Source organism: Microbacterium sp. NPDC078814, assembly GCF_040702645.1.
Taxonomy (GTDB): domain Bacteria; phylum Actinomycetota; class Actinomycetes; order Actinomycetales; family Microbacteriaceae; genus Microbacterium.
In genome coordinates this window covers 1-14,962 of sequence record NZ_JBFBLT010000004.1, presented here as the reverse complement: position 1 = coordinate 14,962, position 14,962 = coordinate 1, and the positions used below count along the sequence as shown (strand labels likewise).

The 14,962-nt window shown below is 64.8% G+C and carries 16 protein-coding genes; 15 read left to right on the top strand and 1 reads right to left on the bottom strand.

Translation table 11 applies throughout. The annotated features are described in order from the left end of the window. Window positions 1-22 precede the first annotated feature (22 nt). A complete protein-coding gene (locus AB0300_RS08870; RefSeq protein ID WP_126892981.1) occupies window positions 23-757 on the top strand; it encodes a class I SAM-dependent methyltransferase in 735 nt (244 codons plus the stop codon). Continuing rightward, complete coding sequence (locus tag AB0300_RS08865) at window positions 754-1,236, top strand: pyrimidine dimer DNA glycosylase/endonuclease V (protein ID WP_085607026.1); 483 nt, start codon at window positions 754-756, stop codon at window positions 1,234-1,236. The genes AB0300_RS08870 and AB0300_RS08865 overlap by 4 nt, the downstream gene beginning before the upstream one ends. On the opposite strand, the gene map is transcribed toward AB0300_RS08865, so the two are convergent. Continuing rightward, on the bottom strand, window positions 1,199-1,981 hold the full coding sequence (gene map / locus AB0300_RS08860) for a type I methionyl aminopeptidase (RefSeq protein WP_025103346.1): 783 nt from the start codon (window positions 1,979-1,981) through the stop codon (window positions 1,199-1,201). The two genes, AB0300_RS08865 and map, sit on opposite strands and share 38 nt — an antisense overlap. A 108-nt stretch (window positions 1,982-2,089) precedes the next feature. On the opposite strand from map, the gene AB0300_RS08855 reads away from it, so the two are divergent. The 13 genes from AB0300_RS08855 (at window position 2,090) to AB0300_RS08795 (ending at window position 14,890) form a co-directional block, all read left to right on the top strand. Beyond that, a complete protein-coding gene (locus AB0300_RS08855; RefSeq protein WP_126892980.1) occupies window positions 2,090-2,578 on the top strand; it encodes an MFS transporter permease in 489 nt (162 codons plus the stop codon). Between the two features lie 169 nt (window positions 2,579-2,747). Next, window positions 2,748-3,098, top strand: coding sequence for a 50S ribosomal protein L19 (gene rplS, locus AB0300_RS08850; RefSeq protein WP_025103348.1), 351 nt, complete (start codon window positions 2,748-2,750; stop codon window positions 3,096-3,098). A 119-nt stretch (window positions 3,099-3,217) separates the two neighbouring features. Next, window positions 3,218-3,943, top strand: a complete 726-nt coding sequence (gene lepB, locus AB0300_RS08845) for a signal peptidase I (RefSeq protein ID WP_025103349.1) — start codon at window positions 3,218-3,220, stop codon at window positions 3,941-3,943. Then, on the top strand, window positions 3,940-4,599 hold the full coding sequence (locus tag AB0300_RS08840) for a ribonuclease HII (protein WP_085607030.1): 660 nt from the start codon (window positions 3,940-3,942) through the stop codon (window positions 4,597-4,599). Before lepB ends, AB0300_RS08840 begins: the two co-directional genes overlap by 4 nt. Before the next feature lie 56 nt (window positions 4,600-4,655). Then, the gene (locus AB0300_RS08835) at window positions 4,656-4,982 is read left to right on the top strand and encodes a DUF2469 family protein (RefSeq protein WP_017204525.1); all 327 of its coding nucleotides are present in this window, start codon (window positions 4,656-4,658) and stop codon (window positions 4,980-4,982) included. A 111-nt stretch (window positions 4,983-5,093) separates the two neighbouring features. Then, a complete protein-coding gene (locus AB0300_RS08830) occupies window positions 5,094-5,456 on the top strand; it encodes a YraN family protein (protein WP_126892979.1) in 363 nt (120 codons plus the stop codon). Continuing rightward, entirely contained in the window at window positions 5,453-6,982 is a 1,530-nt protein-coding gene (locus AB0300_RS08825; RefSeq protein ID WP_126892978.1) for a YifB family Mg chelatase-like AAA ATPase, read from the top strand. The genes AB0300_RS08830 and AB0300_RS08825 overlap by 4 nt, the downstream gene beginning before the upstream one ends. Beyond that, complete coding sequence (locus AB0300_RS08820; protein ID WP_366215868.1) at window positions 6,979-7,581, top strand: DNA-processing protein DprA; 603 nt, start codon at window positions 6,979-6,981, stop codon at window positions 7,579-7,581. Before AB0300_RS08825 ends, AB0300_RS08820 begins: the two co-directional genes overlap by 4 nt. Before the next feature lie 76 nt (window positions 7,582-7,657). Continuing rightward, on the top strand, window positions 7,658-7,948 hold the full coding sequence (locus AB0300_RS08815) for a helix-turn-helix transcriptional regulator (protein WP_366215867.1): 291 nt from the start codon (window positions 7,658-7,660) through the stop codon (window positions 7,946-7,948). Beyond that, the gene (locus AB0300_RS08810; RefSeq protein ID WP_366215866.1) at window positions 7,945-9,033 is read left to right on the top strand and encodes a protein kinase; all 1,089 of its coding nucleotides are present in this window, start codon (window positions 7,945-7,947) and stop codon (window positions 9,031-9,033) included. Before AB0300_RS08815 ends, AB0300_RS08810 begins: the two co-directional genes overlap by 4 nt. After that, window positions 9,033-10,802: a tetratricopeptide repeat protein gene (locus AB0300_RS08805; RefSeq protein ID WP_366215973.1), complete on the top strand. Its 1,770-nt coding sequence runs from the start codon at window positions 9,033-9,035 to the stop codon at window positions 10,800-10,802. The genes AB0300_RS08810 and AB0300_RS08805 overlap by 1 nt, the downstream gene beginning before the upstream one ends. Before the next feature lie 397 nt (window positions 10,803-11,199). Further along, on the top strand, window positions 11,200-11,799 hold the full coding sequence (locus tag AB0300_RS08800; protein WP_366215865.1) for a hypothetical protein: 600 nt from the start codon (window positions 11,200-11,202) through the stop codon (window positions 11,797-11,799). Continuing rightward, window positions 11,786-14,890, top strand: coding sequence for a hypothetical protein (locus AB0300_RS08795; RefSeq protein ID WP_366215864.1), 3,105 nt, complete (start codon window positions 11,786-11,788; stop codon window positions 14,888-14,890). Before AB0300_RS08800 ends, AB0300_RS08795 begins: the two co-directional genes overlap by 14 nt. The last annotated feature ends 72 nt before the right edge of the window (window positions 14,891-14,962 follow it).

Sequence of the window (14,962 nt, the reverse complement as noted above, 5' to 3'; positions counted from 1 at the left end):
CGAGTGCTGTTAGCGTCGAGGCATGGTGGATGTGACACGCGCGCGATCGTTCGAGAGCATCGGCGAGGAGTACGACCGCTACCGGCCGGGGTTCCCGGAGCGCGCGGCCGACATCATCGTTCCGGACCGCGTGGCGACGGCGCTCGACCTCGGCGCCGGCACCGGGAAGTTCACGGGCCTGCTCGTCGCGCGGGCGACGCAGGTGATCGCGATCGAGCCGTCCGCGCCGATGCTCGCCGTGCTCGCGCGCACGCTCCCGACGGTCGACGCGCGGCCGGGGACCGCGGAGAGCATCCCCGTTCCGGACGGCTCCGTCGATGCCGTCAGCGTCGCGCAGGCGTTCCACTGGTTCGATCGGGACGCGGCGGCGGCTGAGATCGCCCGCACGCTCGTCCCTCACGGAACGCTCGGGCTGCTGTGGAATCGCGCCGACCCCGCCTGTGCCTGGGATCTCGCGTGCCACCGGGTGGCGCATCCCGCGGTCGGCGCGGACGACGACACCTCCGCGTCGGCGACAGACCTTCCCGGTTTCGTCCTGGAGATCCACGAGGAGGTGCGCTGGACCGAGCGGATCACCCGCGAGGACTACCTCCGACGGTGGGGCACGGTGAGCAGCTTCCTCGTGGCGGACGAGGCACAGCGCACGGCGATGGTGGCGGCCCTGGAAGCGGTGCTGGACGGCACGGATGAGACGCGGGGGAAGGCGGAGTTCGATCTGCCGCACCTCACCGACGTGTTCCGTTACCGCCGCGCATGAGGATCTGGTCGCTGCATCCGGAGTACCTCGACCGTCAGGGGCTCGTCGCCTGCTGGCGGGAGACCCTCCTCGCTCAGGCGGTGCTCGCCGACGCCACGAAGGGGTATCAGCGACACCCGCAGCTCGAGCGCTTCCGGGCGACGGCCGATCCCGTGGCCACGGTGGGTGCGTACCTGGTGGGCGTCGCCGATGAGGCGGACGAGCGCGGCTACCGTTTCGACCGCACGCGTATCCGGCGCGCGGAGTCGGCGGTGCCGTCGATCCCGGTCACCACGGGTCAGCTGGCAAGCGAGTGGGCGCATCTGCGGGCGAAGCTCGCCGAGCGCAGCCCGGACGTGCTCCGTCGGCACGGGTCTGTGGAGCTCCCGAAGGCGCACCCGCTGTTCGTCGTCGTGCCCGGGCCGGTCGCGCCCTGGGAGCGCGCCGACCCCGCGACCGGAGTCAGTCGACGCCGAGGAACGAGCGATCCGTCAGGATGATCGGTCCGTCCTCGGTGATGGCGATGGTGTGCTCGGAGTGCGCGCCGCGGGAGCCGTCCGCGCTCCGCAGCGTCCAGCCGTCGGGGTCGGTGATCAGCTCGTCCGTCGTCGCGAGGAACCAGGGCTCCAGGGCGAGCACGAGGCCGGCGCGGAGCGGGAAACCGCGTCCTGCGCGGCCGTCGTTCGCCACATGAGGGTCGCCGTGCATCGTGCGGCCGACGCCATGGCCCCCGAAGTCGGTGTTGATGGAGTAGCCCTCGCCGTGCGCGACGTCGGCGATCGCGGCGGAGATGTCGCCGATGCGCTTGCCGACCACCGAGGTCTCGATCGCGGCGGCCAGCGCGCGTTCCGTGGTGTCGATGAGACGGAGGTCCTCGTCCCGCGGCGTACCCACGACGAAGGAGACCGCGGAGTCGGCGACCCAGCCGTCGACCGAGACGGCGAAGTCCAGGGTGACGAGGTCGCCGTCCCGGAGCGCGTAGTCATACGGGAGGCCGTGCAGCACGGCGTCGTTCACCGAGGTGCAGATGACCTTGCCGAAGGGGCTCGCCCCGAAGGACGGGTGGTAGTCGATGTAGCAGGACTCGGCGCCGGCCTTGCGGATCATGTCATGGGCCCGGCGGTCGATCGCCAGGAGGTTGGTGCCGACCTTCGTCTCGTCGCGCAGGGTCGCCAGCGTCTCGGCGACGAACCGGCCTGCCGCGCGCATCTCATCGATCTCGGCAGGGGTGCGCAGTTCGATCATCAGTGTCCTCTCGTCGTCTCCATTCTCCCTGATCGGACGGGTGCCCGGCGCCTGCCGCTCTCAGCGAACACCCGTGACGCGCAGGCGCGGTCGCCGTAGCATCGGAGCATGTGGATCCGACAGGCCTTCTTCCGCTGGCTGCTGCCGTCGGCGTTCCTCCTGCCGCTGTGGCTGCTCATCGGCTGGGCCGTCTTCCAGGGCGGCTGGTCGATCCTCTGGGTGCTGCTCATCGCGATGCCCTCGGTGTTCCTGGGACAGCTCCTGCTCACGCTGCTGACGCGCTCCCGCCCGTCGGTCCGCGCCGAGCGCGCCGTCTCGTGGTGGGACGTCGCCGGGTTCGGTCTCTGGCACGCGCTCACGATCGCGGTCGGCTTCTTCATCGACGGGGCCTTCGGCTGGCTCCTCGCGGCCGCCATCGTCGCGGGCATCGCCCTGGTCTGGCTGCAGCTGTGGCAGCTCTGGAACGAGGCGCGGGGGAGTGGGACGCGCATCCGCGAGACCATCTCCTGGTCGACGATGACGCCGCCGCGCACCGACAGCCCGCAGACGAGCGTGCACGAGGTGATCGTGGTGCGGGAGACCGACGACAGGCTCTGACCCGCCGTTTTGGCCGGACCTGTCATCCGTGGCAGAATGGTTCTTTGTGCCGTGACCGGCTCTGCCCCAGGGGAGCCCGCGGACGCGTCAGCGCCGTTCGGCACACTCCCATTCTTGTTCCTTCCTAATCCGTGCATCCGACCTGAGGCGAGTGCAGAGAGAGACGATCATGCAGATCCTCGACGCCGTCGACGCGGCTTCGCTCCGTTCCGACATCCCCGAGTTCTTCCCCGGTGACACCGTCAAGGTGCACGTCAACATCACCGAGGGCAACCGCTCCCGTATCCAGGTCTTCCAGGGCGTCGTCATCGGCCGCCAGGGTGACAGCGTCCGCGAGACCTTCACCGTCCGGAAGATCAGCTTCCAGGTGGGTGTCGAGCGTACCTTCCCCGTGCACTCCCCGGTGATCGACCACATCGAGGTCGTCACCCGCGGTGACGTGCGTCGCGCCAAGCTCTACTACCTGCGCGAGCTCCGCGGCAAGAAGGCGAAGATCAAGGAGAAGCGCGTCAACAACTGACGCGAAGCTTCTTCACAGCACCCCGGGACACGATGTCCCGGGGTGCTTTCGTTCTGTCCCCGGTGTGCGAACCTTGTTACTGCCGTGCGCTCACGGTGCACTCTTCGAGAAGGAACCAGATGACTGACTCTCCGTCCGCACGCCCGACACGACGGCGGCGCGGGTTCCTGGTCTTCCTCCGAGACGTGCTGGTCATCGTCGTCATCGCCGCGCTGGTGTCCTTCGTCATCAAGACGTTCGTCGTGCGCTCGTTCTACATCCCCTCGGCCTCCATGGAGCGGACGCTGCTGATCGACGACCGCATCCTCGTCGACGAGCTCACGCCGCGGTGGACCGGCTACGAGCGCGGCGACATCGTCGTCTTCAAGGATCCGGGCGGGTGGCTCGACCCGATGCCGCAGGCGCCGGCACAGCCGCCGCTGGTCAAGGCCGTCGATTGGGTTCTCACCTTCGTGGGCATCTCGGCGACCGACACCCAGGACCACCTCGTCAAGCGCGTGATCGGGGTCGAGGGCGACCACGTGGTGTGCTGCAACGCGCTGGGGCAGATCACGATCAACGGCGCCCCGATCGACGAGCTGAGCTACCTGAACCTCCCCGAGGGGGACACCGCGGCCTCCAACGAGCCGTTCGACGTCGTCGTGCCGGAGGACTCCGTATGGCTCCTCGGCGACAACCGGGACCGCTCCCGCGACGCCCGCGCACACCAGGAGCTGCCCAGCGGCGGTTTCGTCCCCGTCTCCAACATCGTGGGCAAGGCGTTCCTGACGACCTGGCCGCTCGACCGATTCGGACCGATCGACGGCCACCACGACATCTTCACGGGAGTGCCGGACCCCGAATGACCGTCATCACGCCTCGACTGACCCTGGAGCGGAAGCTCCTGGGGGAGTGCGACCTCATCATCGCTCTCGATGAGGTCGGTCGCGGCGCACTGGCGGGACCGGTGGCCGTCGGAGCAGCCGTGATGGACGCCACAGGCGCCCGCCGTCGGGTTCCGGAGGGCCTGCGCGACTCGAAGCTGGTCCCCGAGCGCCGGCGACCCGACGTCGCCGCCCGGGCGGCCTCCTGGGTGCAGGCCTCGGCCGTTGGCTGGGCGACCGCGGCGGAGGTCGACGAGGTCGGGATCATGCGGGCGCTGGGGCTCGCCGCCTCGCGGGCCGTGGAGGGGGTGGTGGCGCTGGGCGCGACGGTCGAGAACGCCCTGGTTCTCCTCGACGGCAACCACGACTACGTCTCGCGAGTGCATCCCGTGCCCCTGCGTGTGCGGCCCGTCATCAAGGCGGATCGCGACTGCGCCTCGGTGTCCGCGGCGTCGGTGATCGCGAAGGTCGCGAGAGACGGTCACATGGCGGAGCTGCACGAGGGTCACCGTGACTACCAGTGGGATCGCAACAAGGGGTACGCGAGCCCGGAGCACCGGGAGGCCATCCGCTCGTTCGGGCTCTCCCCGTTCCACCGGTCGTCGTGGGCGATCGCCGACGCGCCGACGCTGTTCTGAGAGGCCGCGCCCGGGATGCCGCGACCGGCGCCGGACGACCATAGGATGGACTCATCATGGATGAGGAAGCCTTCGACGACTACGACCGCGAGCTGGAGCTCGCGCTGTTCCGCGAGTACCGCGACGTCGTCTCTCAGTTCCAGTACGTCGTGGAGACCGAGCGTCGCTTCTACCTGGCCAACGAGGTCAACGTCGTGCGGCGGGACACCGAGCACGACTTCTACTTCGAGATCTCCATGAGCGACGTGTGGGTGTGGGACATCTACCGGGCCGACCGCTTCGTGAAGGCCGTCCGGGTGCTCACGTTCAAGGACGTGAACGTCGAGGAGCTCCAGCGTCGCGAGTTCGAACTGCCGCAGGAGCTCTCCCTCGACGGAGAGTGACGCGGCGCGCCGTTCCTGCACAGCGGTGACATTCTTCGCCGTTTCCACAGCCTCTGGACTGGTCGCGCGGGACCACGGCGGTGACGGGGTGCTGACGTCCATCCTTTCGGGATGGCAGCGAAAGACGACCTCGGACGAGCCGGGGAGCAGCAGGCAGCGGACTATCTGACGAAGCGCGGGTATCGGATCGTCGACCGCAACTGGCGGTGTCCCCAGGGCGAACTGGATCTCGTGGCGATCGTCGGGGCTCACCTGTCCGTCATCGAGGTGAAGACGCGGCGGTCGACGGCGTTCGGGCACCCGTTCGACGCCATCGATGACCGGAAGCGTCGGCGGCTGTGGCGGCTCGCTCATGCGTGGCGGGCGGAGCATCTCGATCTGGCGCGCGGACGGGTCCTCCGGGTGGAAGCGATAGGTATCACCGGTGCGTCCCCGGGGACAGCCACCGTCGAGCACCTCGAGGACATCGCATGAGCACCGCACGCACGTGGTCCGTGGCGCTCACGGGAGCGGACGGGCACGTGGTGGAGGTCGAGGCCGACCTCTCCCCGCAGACGCCGGAGTTCCGCATCATCGGGCTCCCGGACAAATCCCTCGGGGAGGCGGTGCAGCGCGTGCACAACGCCTGCGTGAACTCCAGCCTCCCGCTTCCGCGGCGGCGCCTGACGGTGAACCTCTCACCGGCGAGTCTGCCCAAGCACGGGGCCGCCTTTGACCTCGCGATCGCGGTGGCCTGCCTGGCCGCGAGCGATGTGATCGCTCGGCGCGCCGTCCGGCAGACCGTGCACCTGGGGGAGCTCGGGCTGGACGGGCGGCTGCGTCCCGTGCCGGGCGTGCTTCCCGCCGTCTTCGCCGCCGCGCGCGCGGGGTTCGAGCGTGTGATCGTGCCCCACGGCAACGCGACCGAGGCGGGTCTCGTCGCCGGCGTGGAGGTGCGCGCCGCCGCCTCGCTCGCGGAGGTCGCCGCCTGGCACGGCGCGGACGTGGACGTGCCCGACGTCGAGCCGGTCCCGGGGCCACAACCGCCGGAGGACGACCCCGATGAGCGCGATCTGAGCGATGTCCTCGGACAGGAGGAAGCCGTCGAGGCGCTCATCGTCGCGGCCGCCGGTGGCCACAACATGCTCCTGAGCGGTCCGCCGGGAGCAGGGAAGACGATGCTCGCAGGGCGCCTGCCCGGGATCATGCCGCCGCTGACCGAGCAGGAGGCCATCGAGGTGGCCTCGGTGCGCTCCCTCTGCGGTGAGGCCGTGACCGGGCTCGACCATCAGCCCCCGCTGGTCGCGCCGCACCACAGCGCCTCTGTGGCGGCGATGGTGGGAGGCGGATCGCGGACGGCGCGACCCGGAGCGGTGGCCCGTGCGCACCGGGGCGTCCTCTTCCTCGACGAGGCGGCGGAGTTCCCGCGGGTGGCCCTGGACGCGCTCCGTCAGCCGCTCGAGACCGGCTTCGTGGACGTGCATCGGTCCGGCTTCGTGGTGCGGTTCCCGGCGCGTTTCCAGCTGCTTCTGGCGATGAACCCGTGTCCCTGCGGCAACCGGGGCGTGCGTGATGGCGACTGCATCTGTCCGCCGCAGGCGCTGCGGCGTTACGCCACTCGGCTCTCCGGTCCGTTGCGCGACCGGCTCGACATCGATCTCCCGGTCACGCGCGTCGCGGCGTCGCGCTCGCTGGCGGGGGAGCGGTCGGGTGTCACGACCGTCGAGGCGCGGAACCGCGTCGGAGCGGCGCGCGCACGGGCCGAGCGGCGTTGGCGCGGTACGCCGTGGCGTCGGAACGCGGAGATCCCCGGCACCGTGCTTCGCCACGGCGGCTACCGTCTCCCGTCGGACGTGCGGGCGGGGCTCGATCGGGCGTTGGAACGCGGCGCGTTGACGCTCCGCGGCTACGACCGCGTCCTCCGGGTCGCCTGGACCATGGCCGATCTCTCCGGGCGGGACAGTCCCGGTTCGGACGAGGTCGGGCGGGCGCTCCTCCTGCGGACGGGGGCGGCACGATGATCGATGGACTCCTCTCCCAGAAGGATGCGCTCGACGCCGCGCGGGGCGTGCGCGGGACAGAGGAGGTGACGGAGGCGCTGGCGCGGGTCGCGTGGTCCGTCATCGCCGACCCGGGGGACGCCGTCGCCGCGACCCTCGTGCGCGAGTTCGGACCGGCCGACGGGCTGCGCTTCGCGTTGGACGGGGCAGGGCGGTCCTGGCCGGTGGTCCGCGCCCTCGGCGCCCGGCGGGCTCTCGACGAGGCGCGCGCACGGTGGCGGCAGCGCGCCGACCCGGTGGCTGTGGTCGCGGCCCTCCGCGGCGCGCAGAAAGCTGGTGCGCGGCTGCTGCTCCCCGGAGACCCCGACTGGCCGACGGCTGTCGACGATCTCGATGCGGAGGCGCCGATGGTGCTGTGGGTGCGCGGGCGCAGCGACCTCCTGACGAGCGCCGCGCGTGTCGCCATTGTTGGTGCCAGAGCGGCCACCGCTTATGGCGAGCGGGTCGCCGCCGACATGGCCGGAGATCTGGCCCTGGGCGACACGGCTGTCGTGTCCGGCGGAGCGAACTTTCACTGCCCGCAAAACTGTTGTTGCACGGCGACACCCACCAGTAGTTGAAAATGCCATCGTCTCGGAAGGAGTCCGCCTGCCACTCCTGTGTTGCCAGGAGTGGCAAACATGCTACAGTCGGGAAATGAGCAATGGGGAGACCGCGGCGTCGTTGTTGCGTGATCTTCGTAGGCGCCAAGGGCATACGCTCCGCTCTGCGGCTGCGGAGCTAGGTATCGCGCCCTCGCAGCTATCGCGCATGGAGCGCGGTCAACGATCAGTTGGGGAGGGCGCTGCCGAACGCCTCTCCGCTTACTACGACGTTCCCGCTGAGGTGATCGATCTCGCGCGCGGTCAGGCGCCCTCCGATATCGTCAGGATTCTTCAGAATCATCCGGAAGAGATGCAACGGCTTCGGGAAAGTTACCCCGAGTGACTGCCGACCTCGCGTCGCTCGATCCGTGGGCGGCGATGCTGATGGGTGCGAGCCTCGGGCCGTACGTTCTGGTCGAGCATCTTAACGCCGGACATTTTGGCCATGTCTTCGAGGCCGAGCACTCCCACACTCGAGCGCGGTTCGCGCTCAAGGTGTTGAAGTTGAACCCGAGCGCCGCGACTTCTACTGAGTTCGTGAATGAGGCCGTCCTGCTTAGACAGCTTTCCGGTTGCGACGGCATAATTAAGTTCGTTGATGAAGGTGTCGGCCGGGTCGAGTTACAGGTCAACGGAGGCATCGTGATGCCCGTCGACGTGCAGTACCTCGTCCTGTCCCGGGCGTCAGGATCGGTCGATGAACTGATCCTCGACCCGATCGCGCGCGGAGAATTGAGTGGGCTCGAGAAACTACGGCTCTGGCGTGACGTGGTCAAGGCTGTTCGCCAGATGCACGGTCTCGGGATTGCTCATCGAGATCTCAAGTGCAGCAACTGTCTGTTGATGGTTAGTGGTAATTATTCAAGCGTGAAGCTAGCGGACCTCGGCCGGTCCAAGGACTTGGCTCATCCTCCGGCGCGAATGGCCGAAGAATATTTGTTCGGAAGAGGTGATATGCGGTTTGCGCCTCCAGAGTTTTTGTATTTGCTTGGTGATTCATCGTCGTCTAGCGCCATCTCTTCGGACTATTACGGAATCGGATCCATCCTCGTTGAGCTTTTCACCGGGCAGTCGCTGACGAGCATTGTCATGGGAGACCTTAATCGGGTCATCGAGCAGGCGAAAGCAGATTACTTAGCTGGGCGGAGTAGAGATCCACGTATTCTGGTGGGCCGCTACCGATCGGTCATCGCCGACGTCGTGGAACTGATGCCCTTAAGCATTCGCACAGACGCCTCTACACTTCTGAACCAGATGTGTCATCCAGATCCGACTATGCGTTCTCTCCCTTCGCCGTACCGTCGGGATCGCTTGGATCGGGATCAACTTCATTGGATCTTGAAGCGGGTAGACATCATGATCAAACAATTGGAGATCGAGATGCGTACGGAACGACGATCAAACCAAATGGAAAGACGGTCCGCGTGATGGGTACCTTTGGGATCCTGGAAACGGTGGAGGACGGTTCTTCGTTTTCCTGGGACGTAGTGCGTCCCGTGCTGCCGGGTACGATGCGATCTGAATCAGGAGTGAAGCCCAGGCGTGCGCCCCTGGGGGATGCGGAGAGCCGACTTACTGTCGCGCTTGACAGCTTCGTGTCCGATTCTCTTCGCGTAGCCCAGCGGCACGAGGGTGTGAACTCGACGTCCACGTCTCTCGCGGCCCTTGCTTACGCGATGGAATCCTCCGGAGACCGTGCCGGCGCGATAGAGACAGCCCACCGTGCGCTTCAGCTTTGCCTCGAAGTTGCTCAGGGGCATCACTCGGATACCTTCGGTGCGCGGCTGGCTATCGAGATTCTTCTTCGAGCTGGACGCCTCGAAGACGTGCTTACCTATGCGCAAACACTCCCTATCAGCGCTCATCTTCGACTAGAGATTGGAGCGGTGTTGGCGGGCAAGTACCGCTTCGAGGACGCATGCTCGTTCATCCAAGAGGTCGCGGTTCCTGAGCGCTCGTCGATCGAAGGGTACATTCTGGCCCTCAAGGGTGATTACCATGCCGCGACGTCCCATCTGCGGGAAGCTCTGCGGCGGAACCCGAATGACGCTGATTCGGCACTGAACCTTTCGATTTCCCTACTCGCACTCGGCGCGCGCAAGAAAGCTCGCGCGGCTGCGGAGCAAGCCCGAAGCGTTGGTCAGGGAAGGGCAGACGTTTGGCTGCATCTGCTCGAGCTAGTGCTAGCCGATGGCGAGATTGATCGGGCAGAGCGCGAGATAGATGTTCTTCTACGCCAAGGGGTTGAGTTGTCCGCCCGGCTCCTAGTGATCCAAGCACGAGTTGAGCTTGCGCGAAAAGACATCAGCGCTGCGATCCGTACTCTCGACCGAGCGAGGCTTAAGGCCGAGCAAGACGGGGACACAGAAACGCTTGCTGAGGTGAGCAGCAATCTACTCCGCATCCGGGCAACGAATGATCGGATGTCGAGGGAGGATGCGTGGGATGACCTTGAATCCCTGCTCGGCCGGTATCCCGAGAATGAGATCGTCGTTCTCAATCTTGCGCAGCTTGCTTGGAGCAGGCGTAACGCAGATACGTTGCGGCGGGCCCTGGATGGCGCTGGGTCGCAGATGTCCAGGGTTAATAGAAGCTACGTATCCTTTCAGATTGCAACGCTAGAGGGAGACACTACTAAAGCCGCCGATCACGCAGAGGAATGGCTTAAGTTGGAACCGCACAATGATCACGCCCGAGCTGCGGTACTCATTGCGTTGGGTATTGGTGAGGAACGGTGGCAAGAGGCATCTGCCCTTGCTCAGCAACTTCTCGCCAGCGGAGAAGGCGATTCGAATTCTCTAAATAATGCTGCCTATGTGCTTGCAATGGCTGGTATGGCAGATATCGCAGTCGAAACCCTCGAACCGCTGGCCCGCGAAAGTTTTATCTTACGTGCAACTCTCGGGCTGGCTCATCTCGCGGCCGGTAACATCGTTCTCGGAATGAAGCTTTATCGACAGGCTGCGGATGAGGCTGAAGGGAGAACCGACGACTCGCGAAGCCTCATGACGGCTTATCAAGCACTTATCGTGCGTCAGCTCAACCTCCAGCAGGATGAAGAGCAGAATCGGATGATCTCTGCCCTGGCTCTTCCTCCGTATCCGCTTCCGGAGGACTGGGAGGAGAACCCGGAGTTCTTGCGGCTATACGCCGTTGCGCAACGAAACGGATACGAGTGGCCGTTGGCGGTGTCGTGAGGTGTCATAGCAGCAACCTCTACGTGTCTTCACGCGCGGGCTTGAAGCAGTCGCGCCCCGCGTTGTTGCCGGCTTTGAGCCAATCGGCTAGTGAGAGGCTCTTGGCGACGTCGGTGAGGCTGACGTGACTTGGTGGCGCGACTTTTGGGATGGATTGGCGCGGTCGTTCGGTTACGCGGAGTGGGTGTGGGGAAGCGCGGCTGACTGGGTGGCGGCTATCGGTACGGTTGGAGCTTTCGGTTTTGGGTTCCTACTCTTGAGGCGAGAAATCAGAGAGAGACGTGCCGAACATGCCAATGCGCTGCGGACTGAGCCGACTTTCTTGAAGAACCCATTGACTGGCAAGTGGTCTCTAGTGGTCGATGTCGAGAACTCGGGACCATCTACCGTGACGGGGGTGTCGGTGTACCAAAAGGCTGTGGGCGGGCCTGACATGATCGCCTTCTTCGGTAAGTACGACAACTTTCGATGGAAGATGGCTCCGGGCGCAACGCAACGGAGAACGATCGAACTTGATCATGCTCCGGCCGAGCTCAAACTCTTCGTGGAGTTCCGGGATGTCTTGGGTAGACAGTGGCGGCGCTCTCTGGATGACCACACCTATATATCTCGACGACGGTACAACCGTCTCTACTGGGGCACTTGGGGCGGCGAGCCAAGTAAGGCGAAGATTCGCCAAGAAGCTGGAAAGGTGGCGTTTCAGCAACCGAAGGATGAGCTCGACGGCGACGATCCGAGCGAGGTATTGGAAGATCCAACCCCGCCGCAACCGGTTCCAAGCAACGGCCATACACGGCTTTCGACTGTCGATGATGCCGAGGACGTCGGCAACGATGCTGAAGCAGACACTCGACAGGAAACCGAAACGTCGAAACCAGCAATCGATGATGGGGAAACGGCTAAACCTGTCTCAGCTCCGATTCGGACAGCGACCGCTGAACCGAGCGACGGCCTGCGTGATGCGAATCGAGTGACAGAGCACGATGGCGAGAGTTGACCTTCTCGCGCCGAGCCGCGCCGGCGACAAGTTTCACTACTACTGGGCGGCGCGCAAAGCTCTCGAGCTGTTGAGCGCAGGCACGGACCGCACCGAGATCGTGGTGGAGGGTCGCGCCCCCTCCGACCGGCAAACAGATGCCGACGAGGTCATAGATGTTGCGGAGTACTTCGAGTCTGACTCGCAACAGCGCGTCATCTACAGCCAGCTGAAGCACTCCTCCCGGCGTCTCTCGACCGAGTGGTCTCTGTCCGACTTCGAGGACGTGATCTCACGGTTCGCGGCTATCTGTGCTGATCAGATCCAACACGGCTCTTATCCCATCACTGCGATGACGTTCCGCATCGTCACCAACAGGCCAATCTCAGCATCCGTTTCGGAGTCGGTGCGAGCGTTTCTTTCCGGCGCGTCAGAAAATCGTTCCACGAGAGCACTGCGGCGGTACACGAGTGTGCTCGGGCCCAACGCCCACGCTTTTCTCGCACGTCTTGAGCTTGACGATGCGGAAGTCGGGGCCCTCGGACAAGTTGACCTCCTCACTCGCGAGAGCGGGGGCTTCCTCGTCGCGGCTAGCTCGGACCTCATGCTTCGCCTCAAAGAGGTGGTTGCGGACCGAGCGAGTTCGGAAAAGCATGCGCCGATTCGGCGATCGGATGTACTGGTCGCGCTGCGAGTCGACGAAAGCGAACTCCTACCCGCGCCAAGTGCACTCGAGTCTGTCCCCTTGATTGACCGTGCAGAGTACTTTCGTTTGCGGAACCGAATCCTCGAATCCGCAGGACCTTACGTTGTTCACGCAGCAGGAGGTGTCGGCAAGTCGTCGTTCTCGTCCTGGTTGGGGGGCCAGGGTCGCGATGGGAACGAGGTCGTTGTCTTCGATAGTTTCGCCGGCGGCAGCTACCGAGAGGTTAGCCAACTACGACATGATCACCGACGAGGCCTGACTCAACTCGCCAACGAGCTAGCGACGAGAAATCTGTGTGATCCTCTGGTGCCTACCGGCGCCGATGACACCCAGTACATGCGGGCGTTCCTTGCTCGGGTGCGTGAAGCCGCTCGAGTTCTCAGCATCAGGAATAAGTATCTGATCATCGTGATCGACGCCGCCGACAGCGCGGTCCTGGCGGCTGAGACCCAGGTAGGTTCAAGAGCCTTCGCGCCAGATCTACTGCGCGAGACTATGCCAGACAACGTTCGCGTTGTGTTGACCGCCCGCACGGAGCGTGTTGAGTTGTTGAAGCCGCCTCCGCAAGCAATCGATCTTCCTCTTGCCGCCCTCGATGTAGACGAGACGCGACAAATGCTTTGTCGGAAGTTCGCCTCGGTGACAGCGGCGCAAGCGTCTGAGTTTCGCGATGCCACCTGGGGTAATGCTCGCGTTCAGGACTTCGCAATCCGCGCGAACGAGTCGGTATCGGGTGCATTGCAGAGCCTCGCGATCGTCGGAATGTCTAGTGTGTCAGAGGCGCTGAACGAGCTCATCCGCTCAACCCTGGTTCAGATCCGAGATCGGTACGGAGCGCGCGGCGCAGAGATCGATCGCGTGTGCGCGGTGTTGGCCAGTCTGCGTCCCGTGATTCGTCTGACTACTGTCGCCGAGATTGCAGATGTCCCGGCATCACTTGTCGAAAGCTTTCTACTCGAGCTCCCATTCTCAGTGCAGCGGGTTGGGGACACCCTGCATTTTCGAGACGAACCGACTGAGACATACTTTCGCGACCATCTCAAGCCGACGCCCGACCAACTTCAGGGCATCGTTTCGCGCGTCGAGCGCCTGTCTCGAGAAAGCTTCTACCTCGCTTCCGCGCTGCCCCAACTTCTTTGGGAGAGCGGTCGTCACGATAGTCTCATCGAACTTGCGCTCGCCGACCGTGCGCTCCCCACGACCAGTTCCGCAGAAACACGAGAGGTGGCCAAGAATCGCACCGCGTTCGCACTCCGAGCAGCGATTGAGCTTCGTCGATGGGGAAGCGCTTCGAGAATCGCTTTGCGTGCCGGGACCCTGACCGAGGCGAGCTCAACCCGCGATCGCATCGTCTCAGAGAATTGCGACCTCGCCGGCTTCACACTCGATTTGGAGATGGCTGATCGCTACATCGCTTCCCGCGCGCTGGGTCGAGGACATGCGGGGTTCAACTTAGCGCGCGAAGGGCTTCTCCTTGCGAAAAGACCAGCCTTTGGAGGAACTGCGCTCGGGCGACTATGCAGCGCGGGCGAGTGGATGTCGTCGTACAGCCGTCAGCAAAGCGACGGATTTGAACAGCCCAGCATCGAAGTCGCTGACGTTGCAGACCTTCTACTTGCGAGGTTGCTGCTGCAGGGACCGATCGGTCTAGAAGATGAACTCGACCGTTTTCGCGAATGGGTTCACTTTCCGGCAATGAAAATCGTGGTTCGTCGGTTCCTTGACCAAGGCAGCCCCGGCGTTCTTGACCAGTTCTTGTCCGAAACACGTCATCGACTAGCAGCCCTCGCCTGCTGCGAAGAGATTTGGGACTGCGATGGCGCGCTCGGAAAATCGGCTGCACGCGCGGTCGCTCGCATACTGAAGAAGTCGCGTGCACCCTTCCGTGTCGAGGACCACGAGGACCCTCATGCTCCGCTACGCGCGGCGCTGGCTGCAGTGGTGCTCACCTTGAAGGCGCGTGAGCTGCCAACGGAGATCGCATTGCGCGTGTTGTCGCGGCACTTACCGAAGCAACCGCCCTCTTTTCTCGGCGACTCCCGCGGGGGCGACCGGGGAGCCTATGTGCTCGCCATGGCGCTCGTAGCCTCCCTGACCGGTAAGCCTCTTGAGTCCGAAGACATCGCCTCCGACGCCGTTAGGCGAGATATCACGAACGAAGCTTCGCCCGGCGCGGAGGTGCGCGAGTTCCGGGCGAATGTGATTCCGAGCCTGCCGTGGCTAAACGCTTGGGCTGGGGACGTGTTGGGTAAGACAATTCAAATCGATGAGCTTCGCGAGGACCTGAAGCGCAGGTTGACGAGCTATGACCCCCCGCGAATTTACGCAAGGTGGGTTCTCAGAGTGCAGACAAGCCTGAACACGAGCAACCGACTTACCGCATCCCTGTGCGTCAGGATGGGGTGAGACACCAGCACTGCTGACCTTCGCACTGCACGGGGCGAGAACGGACCAATACTGAGATGACGATGACGGTTG

What these genes read in the sequence shown, in the direction of transcription:
- AB0300_RS08870 (WP_126892981.1), top strand. Translation starts at nt 23, where the DNA reads ATGGTGGATGTGACACGCGCGCGATCGTTCGAGAGCATCGGCGAGGAG.
- AB0300_RS08865 (WP_085607026.1), top strand. Translation starts at nt 754, where the DNA reads ATGAGGATCTGGTCGCTGCATCCGGAGTACCTCGACCGTCAGGGGCTC.
- map (WP_025103346.1), bottom strand. Translation starts at nt 1,981, where the DNA reads ATGATCGAACTGCGCACCCCTGCCGAGATCGATGAGATGCGCGCGGCA.
- AB0300_RS08855 (WP_126892980.1), top strand. Translation starts at nt 2,090, where the DNA reads ATGTGGATCCGACAGGCCTTCTTCCGCTGGCTGCTGCCGTCGGCGTTC.
- rplS (WP_025103348.1), top strand. Translation starts at nt 2,748, where the DNA reads ATGCAGATCCTCGACGCCGTCGACGCGGCTTCGCTCCGTTCCGACATC.
- lepB (WP_025103349.1), top strand. Translation starts at nt 3,218, where the DNA reads ATGACTGACTCTCCGTCCGCACGCCCGACACGACGGCGGCGCGGGTTC.
- AB0300_RS08840 (WP_085607030.1), top strand. Translation starts at nt 3,940, where the DNA reads ATGACCGTCATCACGCCTCGACTGACCCTGGAGCGGAAGCTCCTGGGG.
- AB0300_RS08835 (WP_017204525.1), top strand. Translation starts at nt 4,656, where the DNA reads ATGGATGAGGAAGCCTTCGACGACTACGACCGCGAGCTGGAGCTCGCG.
- AB0300_RS08830 (WP_126892979.1), top strand. Translation starts at nt 5,094, where the DNA reads ATGGCAGCGAAAGACGACCTCGGACGAGCCGGGGAGCAGCAGGCAGCG.
- AB0300_RS08825 (WP_126892978.1), top strand. Translation starts at nt 5,453, where the DNA reads ATGAGCACCGCACGCACGTGGTCCGTGGCGCTCACGGGAGCGGACGGG.
- AB0300_RS08820 (WP_366215868.1), top strand. Translation starts at nt 6,979, where the DNA reads ATGATCGATGGACTCCTCTCCCAGAAGGATGCGCTCGACGCCGCGCGG.
- AB0300_RS08815 (WP_366215867.1), top strand. Translation starts at nt 7,658, where the DNA reads ATGAGCAATGGGGAGACCGCGGCGTCGTTGTTGCGTGATCTTCGTAGG.
- AB0300_RS08805 (WP_366215973.1), top strand. Translation starts at nt 9,033, where the DNA reads ATGGGTACCTTTGGGATCCTGGAAACGGTGGAGGACGGTTCTTCGTTT.
- AB0300_RS08795 (WP_366215864.1), top strand. Translation starts at nt 11,786, where the DNA reads ATGGCGAGAGTTGACCTTCTCGCGCCGAGCCGCGCCGGCGACAAGTTT.